Origin of the sequence: Streptomyces sp. NBC_01410 (assembly GCF_045040195.1) — a bacterium.
GTDB lineage: Bacteria > Actinomycetota > Actinomycetes > Streptomycetales > Streptomycetaceae > Streptomyces.
This window is the reverse complement of record NZ_CP109530.1, coordinates 6,178,915-6,194,973: the sequence shown is the minus strand read 5'-3', so window position 1 is coordinate 6,194,973 and position 16,059 is coordinate 6,178,915. Positions and strand designations below refer to the sequence as shown.

Annotated in this window: 15 protein-coding genes, 3 pseudogenes and 1 riboswitch; of the genes and pseudogenes, 7 read left to right on the top strand and 11 right to left on the bottom strand. The window is 66.4% G+C overall.

What is annotated here, in order from left to right; all coding sequences use genetic code 11:
• Nucleotides 1–27: 27 nt before the first annotated feature.
• On the bottom strand, nucleotides 28–1,119 hold the full coding sequence (locus OG741_RS28625; RefSeq protein WP_405602611.1) for a thiamine ABC transporter substrate binding subunit: 1,092 nt from the start codon (nucleotides 1,117–1,119) through the stop codon (nucleotides 28–30).
• A 68-nt stretch (nucleotides 1,120–1,187) separates the two neighbouring features.
• Nucleotides 1,188–1,312, bottom strand: a riboswitch (TPP riboswitch).
• Between the two features lie 20 nt (nucleotides 1,313–1,332).
• Entirely contained in the window at nucleotides 1,333–2,439 is a 1,107-nt protein-coding gene (gene rlmN, locus OG741_RS28620; protein ID WP_405602608.1) for a 23S rRNA (adenine(2503)-C(2))-methyltransferase RlmN, read from the bottom strand.
• Between the two features lie 428 nt (nucleotides 2,440–2,867).
• On the opposite strand from rlmN, the gene OG741_RS28615 reads away from it, so the two are divergent.
• A complete protein-coding gene (locus OG741_RS28615; RefSeq protein WP_405602606.1) occupies nucleotides 2,868–3,041 on the top strand; it encodes a DUF6233 domain-containing protein in 174 nt (57 codons plus the stop codon).
• Between the two features lie 90 nt (nucleotides 3,042–3,131).
• Nucleotides 3,132–3,530 carry a transposase gene (locus OG741_RS28610; protein ID WP_405602603.1) on the top strand — a complete coding sequence of 133 codons (399 nt, stop codon included), beginning with the start codon at nucleotides 3,132–3,134 and terminating at the stop codon, nucleotides 3,528–3,530.
• A 74-nt stretch (nucleotides 3,531–3,604) separates the two neighbouring features.
• Here the strand turns inward: OG741_RS28610 and OG741_RS28605 are convergent, their stop codons facing one another.
• Complete coding sequence (locus OG741_RS28605) at nucleotides 3,605–4,060, bottom strand: DUF6326 family protein (RefSeq protein ID WP_217505176.1); 456 nt, start codon at nucleotides 4,058–4,060, stop codon at nucleotides 3,605–3,607.
• Between the two features lie 230 nt (nucleotides 4,061–4,290).
• Here OG741_RS28605 and OG741_RS28600 point away from each other — a divergent pair, with 230 nt between their 5' ends.
• The 3 genes and pseudogenes from OG741_RS28600 to OG741_RS28590 form a co-directional block, all read left to right on the top strand.
• Entirely contained in the window at nucleotides 4,291–5,436 is a 1,146-nt protein-coding gene (locus OG741_RS28600) for a sensor histidine kinase (RefSeq protein ID WP_405602600.1), read from the top strand.
• Entirely contained in the window at nucleotides 5,433–6,080 is a 648-nt protein-coding gene (locus OG741_RS28595; RefSeq protein ID WP_108153103.1) for a response regulator transcription factor, read from the top strand. Before OG741_RS28600 ends, OG741_RS28595 begins: the two co-directional genes overlap by 4 nt.
• A 545-nt stretch (nucleotides 6,081–6,625) precedes the next feature.
• A pseudogene (locus tag OG741_RS28590) lies at nucleotides 6,626–6,853 on the top strand (tyrosine-type recombinase/integrase); the annotation flags it as partial.
• Between the two features lie 887 nt (nucleotides 6,854–7,740).
• Here the strand turns inward: OG741_RS28590 and OG741_RS28585 are convergent.
• Nucleotides 7,741–8,292: a hypothetical protein gene (locus OG741_RS28585; protein ID WP_405602597.1), complete on the bottom strand. Its 552-nt coding sequence runs from the start codon at nucleotides 8,290–8,292 to the stop codon at nucleotides 7,741–7,743.
• A gap of 528 nt (nucleotides 8,293–8,820) precedes the next feature.
• On the opposite strand from OG741_RS28585, the pseudogene OG741_RS28580 reads away from it, so the two are divergent.
• A pseudogene (locus OG741_RS28580) lies at nucleotides 8,821–9,059 on the top strand (hypothetical protein); the annotation flags it as partial.
• 11 nt (nucleotides 9,060–9,070) lie between these two features.
• Here the strand turns inward: OG741_RS28580 and OG741_RS28575 are convergent.
• The 6 genes from OG741_RS28575 to rpsB form a co-directional block, all read right to left on the bottom strand.
• Nucleotides 9,071–9,508 carry a hypothetical protein gene (locus tag OG741_RS28575; protein WP_405606010.1) on the bottom strand — a complete coding sequence of 146 codons (438 nt, stop codon included), beginning with the start codon at nucleotides 9,506–9,508 and terminating at the stop codon, nucleotides 9,071–9,073.
• Nucleotides 9,509–9,845: 337 nt separating this feature from the next.
• Entirely contained in the window at nucleotides 9,846–10,955 is a 1,110-nt protein-coding gene (locus OG741_RS28570) for a phosphatidate cytidylyltransferase (protein ID WP_266488850.1), read from the bottom strand.
• Entirely contained in the window at nucleotides 10,955–11,512 is a 558-nt protein-coding gene (frr, locus tag OG741_RS28565; RefSeq protein WP_266488847.1) for a ribosome recycling factor, read from the bottom strand. The genes OG741_RS28570 and frr overlap by 1 nt, the downstream gene beginning before the upstream one ends.
• Nucleotides 11,513–11,640: 128 nt before the next feature.
• Nucleotides 11,641–12,423 carry a UMP kinase gene (gene pyrH / locus OG741_RS28560; RefSeq protein WP_266488844.1) on the bottom strand — a complete coding sequence of 261 codons (783 nt, stop codon included), beginning with the start codon at nucleotides 12,421–12,423 and terminating at the stop codon, nucleotides 11,641–11,643.
• Nucleotides 12,424–12,583: 160 nt separating this feature from the next.
• Complete coding sequence (gene tsf / locus OG741_RS28555; RefSeq protein WP_266488843.1) at nucleotides 12,584–13,420, bottom strand: translation elongation factor Ts; 837 nt, start codon at nucleotides 13,418–13,420, stop codon at nucleotides 12,584–12,586.
• 99 nt (nucleotides 13,421–13,519) lie between these two features.
• Nucleotides 13,520–14,479, bottom strand: coding sequence for a 30S ribosomal protein S2 (gene rpsB, locus OG741_RS28550; RefSeq protein ID WP_405602592.1), 960 nt, complete (start codon nucleotides 14,477–14,479; stop codon nucleotides 13,520–13,522).
• 302 nt (nucleotides 14,480–14,781) lie between these two features.
• Here rpsB and OG741_RS28545 point away from each other — a divergent pair.
• Nucleotides 14,782–15,276, top strand: a pseudogene (locus OG741_RS28545) (M23 family metallopeptidase); the annotation flags it as partial.
• 220 nt (nucleotides 15,277–15,496) lie between these two features.
• Here OG741_RS28545 and OG741_RS28540 read toward each other — a convergent pair.
• Nucleotides 15,497–16,054, bottom strand: a complete 558-nt coding sequence (locus OG741_RS28540; protein WP_266489294.1) for a TetR/AcrR family transcriptional regulator — start codon at nucleotides 16,052–16,054, stop codon at nucleotides 15,497–15,499.
• Nucleotides 16,055–16,059: the final 5 nt, after the last annotated feature.

The following is a 16,059-nucleotide window of genomic DNA, read 5'->3' as shown; positions in this document are numbered from 1 at the left end:
CGCGGACGGAGGACCGGACGGACTTCGTTACTTCACTACGAGCGAGGACCATGACTGGACCCACTGCTCACGGTTCTTGGCGATCTTGTCGGGAGCGACGGTCTCCGGCTTGTCGACGACAGCGCCGAACTTGGTGAACGCCTCGGGCAGCTTCGCGCCCTTGATCACCGGGTAGACGAACATGTTGAGCGGCATGTCCTCCTGGAACTGCTTGGAGATCATGAAGTCCAGCAGGGCCTTGCCGCCCTCCTCGTTCTTCGCGCCGCTCAGGAGTCCCGCGAACTCCGTCTGACGGAAGCAGGTTCCGGTCGCGACGCCGGTGGGCGCCTCGGTCGGCTGCGGCTTGGCGAAGACCACCTCGGCCGGCGGGCTGGAGGCGTACGAGACGACCAGCGGGCGGTCCGCCTTGGCCTTCTTGCCACCGGCGGAACCGGAGAACTCGTTGTTGTACGCCTGCTCCCAGCTGTCGACGACCTTGACGCCGTTGCTCTTCAGCTTCTTCCAGTAGTCCTGCCAGCCGTCCTCGCCGTACTTGCCTATGCTGCCGAGGAGGAAGCCGAGGCCGGGCGACGAGGTCGCCGCGTTCTCCGTGACCAGCAGGTTCTTGTACTCGGGCTTGATCAGGTCGTCGAAGGACTGCGGCGGAGCCAGCTTCTTGTCGGCGAAGTACTTCTTGTCGTAGTTGACGCAGATGTCGCCGGTGTCGACGGGCGTGACGCGGTGCTTGTCCTTGTCGAGCTGCACCTCGTCGGGCACCTGGTCCAGGCCCTTGGCCTCGTACGGCGTGAACAGATCGTTGTCCAGTGCGCGCGAGAGGAGGGTGTTGTCGACGCCGAAGAAGACATCGCCCTGCGGGGAGCCCTTGGTGAGGATCTCCTTGTTGAGGGCAGCGCCCGCGTCGCCGCTCTGGAGCACCTTGACCGTGTAGCCGGTCTCCTTGGTGAACTGCTTCAGTACGGCGGGCGAGGCGACGAACGAGTCATGGCTGACCAGCGTCACGGTCTTGGACTTCGGACCGCTGTCCGTGGCGGAGTCCTTGGACTCCCCGCACGCGGCGAGCGTCGAGACGCCGAGCGCGACGGCGATGGCGGAAACCGCCACCTTCTTGGTGGTGCTCACTGAATTCCTCCTGGAGTGACCAGGAAGAGACGCGGCCCTGCTCACACGGCGTGAGCAGGGCGCAACAGCTTGAGTGATGACCGAACTTCCTACCCAGAATGACCTGGGCAAGGTTCAGAGGGTCTGCGACCACGTGCTTGTCTCCAAGCATGTGCCGCACTCTCAGCGCTGTGGCGCTCCCCTGTCGGAATATGCAAATGGTTCGAGCCCAGACTACCGCTCGGACGCCGCGAGCTGTCCGCACGCTCCGTCGATCTCCTGGCCACGGGTGTCCCGTACGGTCACGGGCACACCGTGGGCCGCGATCGCCTCCACGAAGGCCTTCTCGTCCTCGGGGCGCGATGCCGTCCACTTCGAGCCCGGCGTCGGGTTGAGCGGGATCAGATTCACGTGGACGCGCTTGCCCTTGAGCAGGCGGCCGAGCAGATCGCCCCGCCACGCCTGATCATTGATGTCCCTGATCAGCGCGTACTCGATGGAGATACGGCGGCCGGACTTCTCCGCGTACTCCCAAGCCGCGTCCAGGACCTCGCGGACCTTCCAGCGCGTGTTGACCGGGACCAGGGTGTCGCGCAGCTCGTCGTCCGGCGCGTGCAGCGAGACGGCGAGGCGGCACTTGAAGCCCTCGTCGGCGAAGCGCAGCATCGCGGGCACCAGACCGACGGTGGAAACGGTGATCCCGCGCTGCGAGAGACCGAGACCGTCCGGCTCGGGGTCGGTGAGACGGCGGATGGAGCCGACGACCCGCTTGTAATTGGCGAGCGGCTCGCCCATGCCCATGAAGACGATGTTGGACAGCCGCGCCGGGCCTCCGGGCACCTCGCCGTCGCGCAGCGCGCGCATGCCGTCGACGATCTGGTGCACGATCTCGGCGGTCGACAGATTGCGGTCGAGTCCCGCCTGCCCGGTGGCGCAGAAGGGGCAGTTCATTCCGCAGCCGGCCTGCGACGAGATGCACATGGTCACCCGGTCCGGGTAGCGCATGAGTACGGACTCGACGAGCGTCCCGTCGTGAAGCCGCCACAGGGTCTTGCGGGTGGTCTCTTCGTCGCACGAGATGTGCCGTACGACGGACATCAGATCCGGCAGCAGCTCGGCGGCGAGCTTCTCGCGCGCGGATGCGGGGATGTCGGTCCACTGGGCGGGGTCGTGGGCGTACCGCGCGAAGTAGTGCTGCGAGAGCTGCTTGGCACGAAACGGCTTCTCGCCGATCGCGGCGACGGCGTCCTTGCGCTCGGCGGGCGTGAGGTCGGCGAGATGCCGCGGGGGCTTCTTGGCTCCGCGGGGCGCGACGAAAGTGAGTTCTCCGGGCTTGGGCATGGTCCCACCAGTGTCGCAGAAGGATTCTCGTGACCTGGGGCCGTCGGCTTGCGGGGTAGGCGTTGTCGGTCGTTGTCGGTCAATGGTGGGCACCCTCGGACGGCCCACAGACGGCCCAGCCCGGAGCGCGTTCTGGCTGGCCAGCGGGCCAAGGGGAAGCGCGAGCGATACCACTGGAGCCTTCGACCACGGCATGGCGAACCTCTCCCCCGCTGTGGCCTCTCTGTCGAACTGGGACTCCCGAAGACCTAGACTCGAACACGTGTCCGAAGAAGTGCCCCGCCTGGAACGCCTGCGCAGCGTCCGCCAGTGGCTCGCATGGCAGCTGCGCCGCACTGACGAATCCATCGCAGAACTGGAGCGCCAGGAGGCAGCAGCTGCGCGCGCGGCACGCACTCTGCCCCCGCGAGCCTGCATGGAAGCTGTCGATGCTGAGAGCAGGCGGTAAGCCCAGCCCGGACGCGGTACACATGAGCGACTGCCGTATGGCTGGCAATCCCACGAAACTGCTGACCCGCGAGCAAGCACTCCGCGCAATCACAGAAGACGGCATCACGGCGTGCCCGTACTGCCGACCCGATACAGACCTCGGTGTGCTGTGAACCGCGAGGTGTCCGAGCCTGAGGGCATGGGCACAGTGCCGATCGTCGTGCACCGTGCGGCAGGAACGGGCGGCCGGCGGGTGACGATCCGTGGTCAGATCGCGCCACGCCGCCGTGGACGGCTTCGACATCCTGCCGCGCTTCGCCGGAGTGCTCATCCGCGATGACTGGCACGGCTACCACAAATACAGCGACCCCACCCGTGGCGGGAAGGTCACCCAGGTGCAACTGTGCTGCGCTCACCTGCTGCGCGACCTCAAGGCCGTGTGGGAGTCCGACCCCGAACATCAGGCGTGGGCCGAGCAGGCGATCAGGATGGCCAAGCTCCAAGCCAAGATCAGCGGGAGCTGGCGCAGCATGCGAGGACTCACCGCGTTCTGCCGCGTCCGTTCCTACATCGCCACGGCCAAAGCCCACGGCGTCGAGGTCTTCACAGCCCTACGCAACGCCTTTCTGGGCGATCCCTGGAGCATCGCCACACCGGCATGACCATCAGGTCACCGCTGAATGGACCGTGCCCGCGGGTGGCGCGAGCGAAGGATGGTCGGGCGCGGGGCGGGCAGTCACGCCTGCTGCGGCCTGCGGAGTGGCTCGCTGTCGAGGCTGGCTGCCAGGGTCGCCGGTGATGCGATGCGGCGTGGCCAGGTCCAGGCGGAGCGCAGGATGAAGGCCAGGAGCAGCACCTCGAGTCCGATGGAGAGGCCGTAGAAGTAGAAGTAGGTCCAAGACTCCCCTACCGCGTTGAACATCGAGACGGGGATGTAGAGCGTTGCTACGACGAGGTTGATGGTGCGGTTGACACGGGCGGGCAGTGTCGCGGAGAGCAGGATCATGAGGATCGGGATGGCCATGAGCGTGAGCGCAATGGCGACAAAGGTTGGACCGATGTCGAACTCGTGGACGATGCCGGCCAGGATGTCGTCGACGAAGCCGGGCTTGTACAGGGCGAGGTAGTCGACGTAGATGTAGAGGAACATGAAGCTGGTCCATGCTGCTGCGAGCTTGGCCTGCACGGGCATGCGCAGATCTTCCAGCGTGCTCTGGGACGGCGGATTCTCTAGTGCGGTATGGGATTGAGGCGTTCTCATCACAACGCTCCCTGGCTTGATTGGGTGGGTGCTTCCACCTTCACGGATGCCGGCGGCGGGCACATCAGCCGCGGAGCCTGATTCGACCTGGCCGTTGGCACAGCCGAGCTCTTGTACTTTCAGCGGATACACCGAGCACGCGGGCCGCCTAGGCTGATCAGATGGCCACCAACGCACTCCGCTCGCTGTGGGCCGAACCTCGACCCACGAATGCCCCGGACCGGAGGCCGCGGGACTGGGCCTTGGTCGCAGTACTGATCTGCTGGTCCCTGCTGGAAGTGGTGCTTCGCCAGGACCTGGCGCCACGCCCGCTGCTGCTACTCGCGGTGCTCGCGGTCCTCGGCCCCCTGCTGTGGCGACGCACGCACCCGCTCGTCGCGGTTGCGGTCTCCTTCGGCACGTTGACGATCGTCGACATCGTCAGAATCCTCACCGGGTCGCAAGGCGCCCTGCTGAACAGCATCTCCGCGGCGCTGATCCTGGCCTACGCCCTGTTCCGGTGGGGCTCCGGTCGGGAAGCCGTAAGCGGCCTCGGCGTCATCCTGCTCTGGCTGGCCATCACCAACGTCGCCGACACCACCAGCCTGGCGGATGCGGTCGCAGCATACGGGTTCTTCCTGTTCGCCGCCGCGCTCGGCGCCGCGATCCGCTATCACACGAAGATCCTCATCCGCGACATCGACCAAGCCAAGGCCCGCGAACGCGAACAGCTCGCTCGTGAACTCCACGACACCGTCGCCCACCACGTCTCGGGCATCGCCATCCAGGCCCAAGCAGGACGTGCCATCGCGGCCTCCCACCCCGAGCGTGCCATCGAGGCCCTGGCCATCATCGAGGACGCAGCGACCCGCACCCTCACCGAGCTGCGCGCCATCGTCGGCGTGCTCCGCGCCACACAGGACACCGAGTTCGCGCCGCAGCCCGGCGTGGCCGAGGTCGAGCAGCTCGCCACCGATGGCCAGACGCGTCCCTGCGTCGAGGTGACGCTATTCGGCGAGTTCGACGACCTCAGCCCGGCGGTCGGGGCCGCGATCTACCGCCTAGCCCAGGAGTCCATCACCAACGCTCGACGGCACGCCCGCCACGCGACCCAGGTCACCGTCGCCGTCACAGGCGACGCCGACCAGGTACGGCTGACCATCGACGACGACGGCTCCGCCGCTGGCGGCCGCGCCCCAGCAGGCTACGGCCTGGTGGGCATGCGGGAACGCGCCTCACTGCTCGGCGGCACCTTCCACGCAGGCCCCGCCGCCGAGCGGGGCTGGCGGGTAGAGGCGGTCCTGCCCCGAACCGGGACGCCACGATGAGCATCAGGGTCCTCATCGCCGACGACCAGCCCATCGTGCGCACCGGGCTGACGATGCTGCTCGACGCCCAACCCGACATCGAAGTGGTCGGCGCGGCCGCCGACGGGCGCGAGGCAGTCCGCCTGGCGCTCCAGCTGCGCCCCGACGTCGGCCTGTTCGACATCCGAATGCCGCTGATGGACGGCATCGAAGCCACCCGACGCCTCGCCGGCCCCGACGTCACCGATCCCCTGCCGATCGTGGTCATCACCACCTTCGATCTCGACGAGTATGTCCACGGGGCGCTCAAAGCCGGCGCCCGCGGGTTCCTGCTCAAGGACGCCGGACCCGCCCTGCTGACCCAGGCCATCCACGCCGCCGCCGACGGAGACGCACTGATCGCACCCAGCGTGACTGTCCGACTGCTCGCAGCGTTCGCCCACGCACAGACCCCACCACCAAGGCAGCCGATAGAACCGCTCACCGCCCGCGAGGAGGAAGTCCTCGTGCCTGTAGCCCAAGGCCGCACCAACAATGAGATCGCCAACGAGCTCCATATCACCCCAAGCACCGTCAAAGCCCACCTCGCCAGCCTCATGCGAAAGCTCGGCGCCCGAAACCGCGTCGAGGTCGCCATGTGGGCCCACGAGACCGGCCGCATCTGACGCCGCAAAGGCTCCCGCCGCCGTTTGCCGCAACCCCCCAGCGTCACAAAGCGGCTCGCGCGCATATCGACCAGCCTTGTAGTACGCCACTCCCCCGGTCCGTTGCTATTCGAGAGGCTCGGTCTGGAACACGCTGCAGGTTCGGGACCGTCTAGCATGGGGACACCGCCGGCGTCCCGTCAAAGAGGACGCTGGCATGGGAACTAGCTCCGTGGTGCGTGCCCCGCGCGTCCACCGGACTGTCGACGTAGCTCCTGCGAGACCAGCCGTCAAAGCAGCGGCTAGGCAGCTACCGGTTCGGGGGCAATACTCCGTAGGACGTGGGCTTGGATTCCAAGCGGGTCACCTGCTCGGGAATAGATGCCCTTTCGGCCATACTTTGCCGCGAGTAGTTTCCACATCAGCATTGGCTGTTCCGCATGGACAGTTACGGGCTCGGACTTCCTCCAGCCTCGTGCCGACAGTTGCTTGAATAGTGACAACTTGCGTCGGTCGTCTATCAAACCCAAATGTGCGCCGCGCATGATAAGAGCCTGAATAGAAACTCCGCCCGCGAACACGGCATGCACGCGCTGAGGCACTTCTACGCGTCCGTTCTGCTGGACGCGGGAGAGAGCATCAAGGCCGTCAGCCAGTACCTGGGCCACACAGACCCGGCCCTGACACTGCGGGTGTACGCGCACCTCATGCCTTCGAGCCAGGAGCGGACCAGGAAAACAGTGGACGGTGTCCTATCGCCTTTCCGTGACGTCTCGCATCCCGACCCCACCTGACATGCATGCGCCCGTGCGAGGCACGGGAACAATGCCTTGCATGGGCGCATGGGGGACGTTGTTAGCAACCATTGCTGGTGCCGCGATCGCACTCGTGGGTCAGCACCTGGTGAAGCGGTCTGAGGAACGGGCTCGCATCTCGGAGCTCCTACTTGAGCAATGCGCCATGGTGGCGGCGTCCTCCACGGAGTTCCGGGATCGCATATGGGAGGAACGTCACCTGGGCTTGGAGGGGCGGGTCGCTAGTTGGGATCTTTCGGCCCTGCGGCTGGCAACAGCCCGCCTGCACATCCTCTCGAAGGATGAAGCCCTGCTGTCGTCACTCGATCAGCTGAACAGGGCTGGCCGGCGGTTGGGAAGCTGCTGGCGACGTGGGGACATGAACACTGTATTCCGACCTTTGGGACCAACACCACGCTGCTATGGAGCAGTTCGTAGCGGCCGGCGGCAAAGCGGTGCGCCGCCGTCTGTCTCACACTTGAGCGCCGAGCACGGCCCAGAAAGTCGAAACAGGGACCCTACCGACGCCAAACGCGCAGGTGGGTGGCACGTTCGCGCCTGATGGCTGCAAGTTCTCCAGGCTTAGGCATGGCTTTACCAAAGTCGCAGATCGAAGCGTGTGACCTGGGACCCGAGCCGCGCCCGGTGGTCGTTGTCGGTCGTCCCGGCCGTGGCTGGGCCCCTTCGGACGGCCCACATATGGCTCCGCCGAACACAGTGTCCGTGCACGCGAGGGGTCGCCCGCTGAGTGGAGGACGAAGGCAAGATGCGTTGCATCTGAACCTCACAGACGTCTGGCGACAGGCAAACAGGAAAGTCGGTTTGCGCATCACACAGGGAGGCGAGATGCGCTAAGCGTAGCTTTGGTAGCCACGCTTCACCTCTACTTAATCAACGCCACAGTTGTCGGCCTTCTGAACTGCGCCCAATTGCCGCAACTCTTCGAGATACCAAGTGACCCCATACGATTTCGACACCTTACGCAGTTTTTCGATTTTTTCCAACCTGGGAGGATCGGTAGGATCCCCGGAGAATCGATCCCACGCCAAACCCGAGGTGTCATAGAAATTTATACCAGCGCCACCCCAAATTGGCTTTCCACCTGCTTTACCTTCCGGGTTGATTCGGTAAGCCTGATCAACAATCATTTTCGGAGGGAGCTTGATCCGAGTACATGCGGGCAAGAAGCGCCCCACAGCAAAGACCATGGTCTTGCGCTTGGTAGCTCCATCCTTTTTATCGAACTCATCATAGTCAAAGTAGACTACAGGGACGTATGCCGCATCGGGGGATCGATTCTCAATGTAGATAAAATACGCAGAATCGCTCCACCTCTTCCCGACGAGGTCCACGTCTGTCCAAATGTTCACCTTCACAGCCTGCGACGTTTCCTCTTTCTCATCCTCTTCCCGACTATTAGCAAGCTGATCGTTGGACACTCGCACGGAATAGAGGGTAGCGACACCAGAAAACACTAGAGCAATCACTGCCGCAATAGCCGCCATTAGCGTACCCAGAGCGGTTGCCTTTTCGTACTTTCTAGACCTTTGCTCAGATGGAGATGACGCGCCAGAACTCCCAAGAGTGGCGCCATCGACACTGCCGAGATCTACCCGATTGACGGGTTCGTCGCCCTCCGATATTCCCCCATCCGGAGCACTATCGGAATCTCTCTGAATTTCCTCAGACACCCCGCCGGCCACAGCGGCCCCAGTTTCCGATCTCACATGTGAACTGGAATCGGAATCCCCGCCCGGGATTGAGGATCGATTAGCTTCAGACATGAAGCAACCCCCACATCAATGAATCGCACCCTCTTGCCCTTAGCGCAATTTACAGCACAACCAAGCCTAGCGACCTGCGTTTGACAATAACGAGGTTCCCCCGGCCAGCAGGCATCTTCCACTTGATGGAATTCGAACACGCGATCCAGTCAGGTAGGGGATCAACGCGGCAAGACAGTTCGGCTGGCAGAACGGCGCACTCGAACCCGGACACATTGGTTCAAGACCGAGACCAACGCTGACAGCAAGACCGTCCGCGTCAAGGCCGACCGCCACGGCTCGGGCATGCGCTACCGCACCCGCTACATCGGCCCCGACGGCACCGAGAAGTCCAAGAGCTTCCCCGACGGACAGAAGCGTCTCGCTGAAAATGGCTCACCAACATTGCGGCCGACATGTCGCGCGGCAACTACATCGGCCCCGCCCGGAGCAATCAGCGGCGGCTCGACCGCGTTCTGCGGTTCCTTGCCGCCGCCGATGATGAGGCTTGGGCCCTGGGTCGTTCGTCAGCAGCGGCCGGCACTGCTTCTTGATAGACGTACCTGGACAAGACCGCATCAAGCGTGATCGTGGCCAGCACGATGAGGGCGCCCAGGAACAGCCTGAGCGCAAGCGCGGGATCTTTGTCCTTGCCCCCATTAGCCGACCACCACAGAACCTGAGCGATGGAAATGACCATGACTGGGAAGGGGGCTAGCCACAGCACTCGGGCAACGCGCGTCGCCTGTCCATCGCCCTTTGTGCGGTAGGAGTGGAGTTGGACGGATGCCGCGATGAGGAGTGCGCCGTCGACGCCCGCGATAAGTGCGGCGTAGTCCTGGCTCATCTCAAGGCTCACTTGCTCCCCCAGTGTCAGCATGTTGGTGGCCATGCGTGCAAGAGCGGTCGTGGCGCCATGCACGGATCAATGGTGGCGGCTGGGTGCCAGCCTTGGAGTGCGTTCGCGCACTTGCTCAATCGTCCGGCAGCGGCTTCCCCACGCGCCGAACTGATCGGCACGTCTTACCCAGACGGCCCCGAGACGGCCCAGCGGCCCCGAACGGGCCCTCTGCCGACGCTAAACGCACAGGTGGGGGCCCGTTTCACTGCAGGATCACTGCCAGTTCTCCGGGCTTGGGCATGGTGTTACCAGTGTCGCAGAGATACCAAGAGGGGTTCGCCGTCGTGTGGACAACGAACCCCTCGGCCCAAAAGCGCAGGTCAGCCGGTCAGCCGGATCCGACGAAGATCACCATCAGCAGCCACACCACGGGAGCCGTCGGCAGCAGGGAGTCGAGCCGGTCCATGATGCCGCCGTGTCCCGGCAGCAGCGTGCCCATGTCCTTGATGCCGAGGTCCCGCTTGATCATCGACTCGCCCAGGTCACCGAGCGTGGCAGTGGCCGCGACCGCGAAGCCGAGCAACAGGCCCTGCCACCAGGTGCCGTCGTCGATCACGAACTCCATGAGCAGCGCGCCCGCCGCCATCGCGAACGTCACCGCGCCGACCAGGCCCTCGCGGGTCTTCCCGGGGCTGATGCGCGGCGCGAGCTTGTGCTTGCCGAAGCGCCAGCCGACGGCATACGCACCCGTGTCGCTGACCACGGTCAGCACCAGGAAGGTGAGCACCCGCTGCGGTCCGTCGTCGGCGGTGAGCATCATCGCGACGAACGTCGCCAGGAACGGCACGTAGAACGCGGCGAAGACACCTGCCGTGACGTCCTTCAGATATCCCTCGGGCGGCTCCGTCATCCGCCAGACCAGGACCGCGAGCGCCGTGAGCGCCATCGCGACCCAGGCGCCCTCCGCACCGCGGACATAACCGGCCACGACCATCGCCGCGCCGCCCACCGCGAGCGGTACCAGCGGCGCCTTGATCTGCTTGCGCTCCTCGAGACGCGAGGTGAGCTCCCACAGCCCGACGACGACCGCGACCGCTATCACGCCGACGAACACGGCCTTGACGATGAACAGCGATGCCACGATCACAGCGCCGAGCCCGACGCCGACCCCTATGGCCGCCCGCAAATCACGGCCGGCCCGCTTCTTCTGCGGCGGCTCGGACGCCGGCGGCGGCGTGGGCATGGGCTCCTGCGGAATCTCGTCCCGGAACAGAGGGCCGCTCAGCCGAGCGGCCCCCCGGTCACGGTCGTCGTTCTGGTCGCGGTCGTTACGGTCTTCGGCGTCTCTACCTGCGTCGGGAAAGTCCGGCACGATGGGCATGGGCCGAGTCTGCTGTGCGTCATGCTCATCGTATGCGGGACCCGCCGGGGCGGGCCCCTGGTCGGGCGGCCCCCAAAAACCGGCTCTCGGCGGGGCCCCCCAGGAAGAGTCGTTCATCAGACCTCGAGCAGCTCGGCTTCCTTGTGCTTCAGCAGCTCGTCCACCTGCGTGACGTACTTCGCGGTGGTGTCGTCGAGCTCCTTCTCCGCACGGCGGCCCTCGTCCTCGCCGACCTCGCCGTCCTTGATGAACTTGTCGATCGTCTCCTTGGCCTTGCGGCGCACGGAACGGATCGAGATCTTGGAGTCCTCGGCCTTGGTCTTGGCGACCTTGATGAACTCCTTGCGGCGGTCCTGCGTCAGCTCCGGGAACACCACCCGGATGATGTTGCCGTCGTTGCTCGGGTTGACGCCGAGGTCGGAGTCGCGGATGGCCTGCTCGATATTGCGCAGCGCGCTCTTGTCGAAGGGGGTCACCACGGCCATCCGCGCCTCGGGAACCGAGAACGAGGCCAGCTGGTTGATCGGGGTCAACGCACCGTAGTAGTCCGCCACGATCTTGTTGAACATCGCCGGGTGCGCACGTCCGGTGCGGATCGCGGCGAAGTCATCCTTGGCGACCAGGACGGCCTTCTCCATCTTCTCCTCGGCCTCGAGGAGGGTCTCTTCGATCACCACTTGCTCCTGCGTGTCTTGAGTAGGCCCGGCGTTCGACTGGGCCGGCGGAACCTGCGTCGCGTCTTTTCCCTGCACGGTGTCCGACCGGCAGGACTTTGTCCATCCCTCGAGGGAAGCCCCCGGGGTCAGGCCCTGGTGCCCTGGTCGCTCACGAGCGTGCCGATCTTCTCACCCTTGACGGCCCGAGCGATATTGCCTTCTGCGAGCAGTTCGAAGACAAGGATCGGAAGGGCATTGTCGCGGCAGAGAGTGATGGCCGTGGCGTCGGCGACCTTGAGGTTGCGGGAGAGCACCTCGCCGTACTCCAGCGCGTCGAACTTCACCGCGTCGGGATTGGTCTTGGGGTCGGAGTCGTAGACCCCGTCGACGCCGTTCTTGCCCATCAGCAGGGCTTCGGCGTCGATCTCCAGGGCGCGCTGCGCGGCGGTGGTGTCGGTGGAGAAGTACGGCATACCCATACCGGCGCCGAAGATGACCACGCGCCCCTTCTCCAGGTGGCGCACGGCGCGCAGCGGGATGTACGGCTCCGCGACCTGCCCCATGGTGATGGCGGTCTGGACACGGGAGTCGATGCCCTCCTTCTCCAGGAAGTCCTGGAGGGCGAGGCAGTTCATCACCGTGCCGAGCATGCCCATGTAGTCGGAGCGGGCCCGGTCCATGCCGCGCTGCTGCAGCTCGGCCCCGCGGAAGAAGTTGCCGCCACCGATGACGACCGCGATCTGCGCACCGTCGCGGACGACCGCGGCGATCTCACGCGCGATGGCGTGTACGACGTCGGGGTCGACGCCGAGTCCGCCGCCGCCGGCGAAGGCCTCACCGGACAGCTTCAGCATGAAGCGCCCGGCCTTGTTGACGTCGTGGTCGCTCTTGTCGTCGGCTGCCTGGTTGGCGTCCGCGCCCTTGTTCATGGAGATCTCCTCGTGCACATACGAAGAAGGCCATTGCCTTGGGGTGCTGGTGTCCCTGTCGGCAATGGCCTCCTCGTCAGATCTGCGGTCGTCCGGCGCGAGCGCGACCGGCGACTGCGTAAGAAACCCTAGCGGGCTCCCGTGTCGATCGCTTAACGGGTCAGATGCCGACCTTGATGCGCGAGAAGCGCTTCAGCGTGACACCGGCCTCGTCCAGGACCTTCTGGACGGACTTCTTGTTGTCGAGCGCGTAGGGCTGGCCAAGGAGGGTGGCCTCCTTGAAGAAGCCGTTGACGCGACCCTCGACGATCTTCGGGAGGGCGGCCTCGGGCTTGCCCTCGGCGCGGGTGGTCTCCTCGGCGACGCGGCGCTCGGTCTCGACGACCTCCGCCGGGACGTCCTCGCGGGAGAGGTACTTCGGCGCGAAGGCGGCGATGTGCTGCGCGACGCCCTTGGCGACCTCGGCGTTCGCCTTGTCGAGCTCGACAAGGACACCGATCTGCGGCGGGAGGTCAGGCATGGTGCGGTGCATGTACGCCGTGACGTAGGCACCGGAGAACTGCGCGAAGCGGTCGAGGACGATCTTCTCGCCGAGGTTGGCGTTGGCCTCGTCGACGAACGCCTGGACGGTCTTGCCGGCCTCGATCTCGGAGGCGAGCAGCGCGTCGAGGTCGGCCGGAGAGGTCGCGGCGACGTGGACGGCCAGGGCGTTGGCGACGGCCTGGAACTTCTCACCCTTGGCGACGAAGTCCGTCTCGCACTTCAGCTCGACGAGGACACCGGAGGTGTTGTCGTCGGCGATCAGGGAGACGACGGCGCCGTTCTCGGCGGAGCGGCCCTCGCGCTTGGCGACGCCCTTCTGGCCCTTGATGCGCAGGGCCTCGACGGCCTTGTCGACGTTGCCCTCGGCCTCGTCCAGGGCCTTCTTGCAGTCCATCATGCCGGCGCCGGTGAGCTCGCGGAGCTTCTTGACGTCAGCGGCGGTGTAGTTCGCCATGTCCTTGAATCTCTCTCGAAAGTCGAAGATCTACGGGTGAGCGGCGGGGGCCGGCGCTTGTGGCACCGTCCCCCGCCGTCAACTACCGAACCTGTGTGATCAGGCCTGCTCGGCGTCCGCGGCCGGCTTCTCAGCCTCGGCGGCCGGGGCGGCCTCAGCGGCCGGAGCCTCGGCAGCCGGAGCCTCAGCAGCCGGAGCCTCAGCAGCCGGAGCCTCAGCAGCGGCCTCGGCCGGCTTCTCGGCCTCGGCGGCGGCCGGAGCCTCGGCGTCGTCGGCCTTCTTCTCGCCCTCGAGGAGGTCGCGCTCCCACTCGGCCAGCGGCTCGCCGGCGGCCTTCTCGCCCGGCTTCGAGTCACCGGTGGCGACGCCGGAACGGGCGATGAGGCCCTCGGCGACGGCGTCGGCGATCACGCGGGTGAGCAGGGTGACGGAGCGGATGGCGTCGTCGTTGCCCGGGATCTTGTAGTCGACCTCGTCCGGGTCGCAGTTGGTGTCCAGGATCGCGACGACCGGGATGTGGAGCTTGCGCGCCTCACCGACGGCGATGTGCTCCTTCTTGGTGTCGACGATCCAGACGGCGCTGGGCACCTTCTGCATCTCGCGGATACCACCAAGGGTCTTCTCCAGCTTGGCCTTCTCGCGGGAGAGGACCAGGAGCTCCTTCTTGGTGAGGCCGGACGCGGCCACATCCTCGAAGTCGATCTGCTCGAGCTCCTTCAGACGCTGAAGGCGCTTGTAGACGGTGGAGAAGTTGGTGAGCATGCCGCCCAGCCAACGCTGGTTGACGTACGGCATGCCAACGCGCGTCGCCTGCTCGGCGATGGCCTCCTGGGCCTGCTTCTTGGTGCCGACGAACATGATGGAGCCGCCGTGGGCGACGGTCTCCTTGACGAACTCGTAGGCGCGGTCGATGTACGACAGCGACTGGAGCAGGTCGATGATGTAGATGCCGTTGCGCTCCGTGAAGATGAATCGCTTCATCTTCGGGTTCCAACGACGGGTCTGGTGACCGAAGTGGACGCCGCTTTCCAGCAGCTCCCGCATCGTGACGACGGCCATGGCCGTATCTCCTTGGGTTCTCGGTTATGTCCTGACGCCCCGACGCGCCGTGCCACAAGGGACCGAGGAGCGCGGCCACCGACCGGAAGAAGGTGTGGTGGCGGGGCGTGCGAAGTCGACCCGGTGACCCGGATCGCCAGAAGAAGTGTACGGGACCCGCGCAGTGCCGGGTGACGGCGCTGTCCACAACCGGTCGGTACTCCACAGATCGGGACCATGATCCACTCGGCCGCGGGATTCGCGGGACGGTCTGTGCCATGAACCGCGCCCTGTTTCGCAGTCTTCTCGTCCTGCTCGTTCTGATGCTTTCCCTGGCCTGGGCGGGCAGCGGCCCGGCCCGGGCCAACGATTCCCGCGGCCGGAGCTGGCCGCTGGGGCCGCCCCGTCCCGTCGTCGTGCGCGGGTGGGAGCCGCCGGCCACGGCGTACGGGGCGGGGCACCGCGGGGTGGACCTGGCCGCGCCGCCCGGCACGGAGGTACGAGCGGCCGCGCCCGGCCGGGTCTCGTTCGCGGGCCGGGTCGCGGGCCGCGGCGTGCTGTCCGTGACCCTCACCGGTACGGGTGAGCCGCCGCTGCGCACGACCTATGAACCGGTGCGCCCGCTGCTGCCCGAGGGCGCGGAGGTGAGCGCGGGCCAGGTGGTGGCGACCATGCAGGCGGGGCCGTCGCACTGTGCTTCGGGGTGCCTGCACTGGGGGCTGCTGCGCGGGAGGGAGTATCTGGATCCGCTGTCCCTGCTGCCGCCCTGGCTGCTGCGCCGTCCCCCGTCCCGGCTGCTGCCGGTGTTCGGCGTCCCGGCTCTGGAGTCGACCGCCGCCGCGGATGTCCCTGCGGTGCGCTCGCCGGTGCACGCGCCGGTGCACCCGCCGGTTCTCGCGGGGGCGGGCGGGGCGCTGCACGCTGTGATACTCGCGGTCACGGCCGCCGTGTCCCAGTGGGTGCTGCGGCGTGGCCGGGCGATCGGCCCGCGCCGGCCGGGTCCGCGAGGCCCGTGGCCGGAAACAGGCCCGCGCCGGCTCAGCCCCGTACGCCTCGCAGAGCCATCGCCACGGCCGCGTCGGCGATCGCCTCCGGGTCCTCCGCCGCACCGATCTCGATACGGCGCACCGCCGCGTCCACAACACCCTGCAGCAGCATCGCCGCCAGCCGGGGCTGCTCCTGGCCCAGCTCGCCCAGCGCCTCGACGATCATCGCGATCAGCCCGCCGTGCGCGGCACGGATCTTCTCCCGTGCCCCGGCGTCCAGCTCGCTCGCGGAGATCGCGACAACCGCCCGGTGACGCCGGTCGCCCACGAGATCCAGCTGCTTGCGTACGTACGCCTCGACCTTGCCCTCCGCCGTGTCCGCCTGCTGCATCGCGGTCTCGACCTCCGCCGCCCAGACGGGGAAGTCGACGGCGCACAGCTCTTCGACGACCGAGGCCCTAGAGCGGAAGTACTCATAGACGGAGGACCTGGCCAGGCCCGTGCGCTCGGCGAGGGCGGGGAAGGTCAGCGCCTCCGTGCCGCCCTCGGACAGCAAGGAGCGTGCGGCGTCCAGCAGGGCGCCGCGCTGCATCGTCCGGTGCTCGGCCACGGAGG

What these genes read in the sequence shown, in the direction of transcription:
- rlmN (WP_405602608.1), bottom strand. Translation starts at nt 2,439, where the DNA reads ATGCCCAAGCCCGGAGAACTCACTTTCGTCGCGCCCCGCGGAGCCAAG.
- OG741_RS28615 (WP_405602606.1), top strand. Translation starts at nt 2,868, where the DNA reads ATGCTGAGAGCAGGCGGTAAGCCCAGCCCGGACGCGGTACACATGAGC.
- OG741_RS28605 (WP_217505176.1), bottom strand. Translation starts at nt 4,060, where the DNA reads ATGCCCGTGCAGGCCAAGCTCGCAGCAGCATGGACCAGCTTCATGTTC.
- OG741_RS28600 (WP_405602600.1), top strand. Translation starts at nt 4,291, where the DNA reads ATGGCCACCAACGCACTCCGCTCGCTGTGGGCCGAACCTCGACCCACG.
- OG741_RS28595 (WP_108153103.1), top strand. Translation starts at nt 5,433, where the DNA reads ATGAGCATCAGGGTCCTCATCGCCGACGACCAGCCCATCGTGCGCACC.
- OG741_RS28575 (WP_405606010.1), bottom strand. Translation starts at nt 9,508, where the DNA reads ATGGCCACCAACATGCTGACACTGGGGGAGCAAGTGAGCCTTGAGATG.
- OG741_RS28570 (WP_266488850.1), bottom strand. Translation starts at nt 10,955, where the DNA reads ATGAACGACTCTTCCTGGGGGGCCCCGCCGAGAGCCGGTTTTTGGGGG.
- pyrH (WP_266488844.1), bottom strand. Translation starts at nt 12,423, where the DNA reads ATGAACAAGGGCGCGGACGCCAACCAGGCAGCCGACGACAAGAGCGAC.
- tsf (WP_266488843.1), bottom strand. Translation starts at nt 13,420, where the DNA reads ATGGCGAACTACACCGCCGCTGACGTCAAGAAGCTCCGCGAGCTCACC.
- rpsB (WP_405602592.1), bottom strand. Translation starts at nt 14,479, where the DNA reads ATGGCCGTCGTCACGATGCGGGAGCTGCTGGAAAGCGGCGTCCACTTC.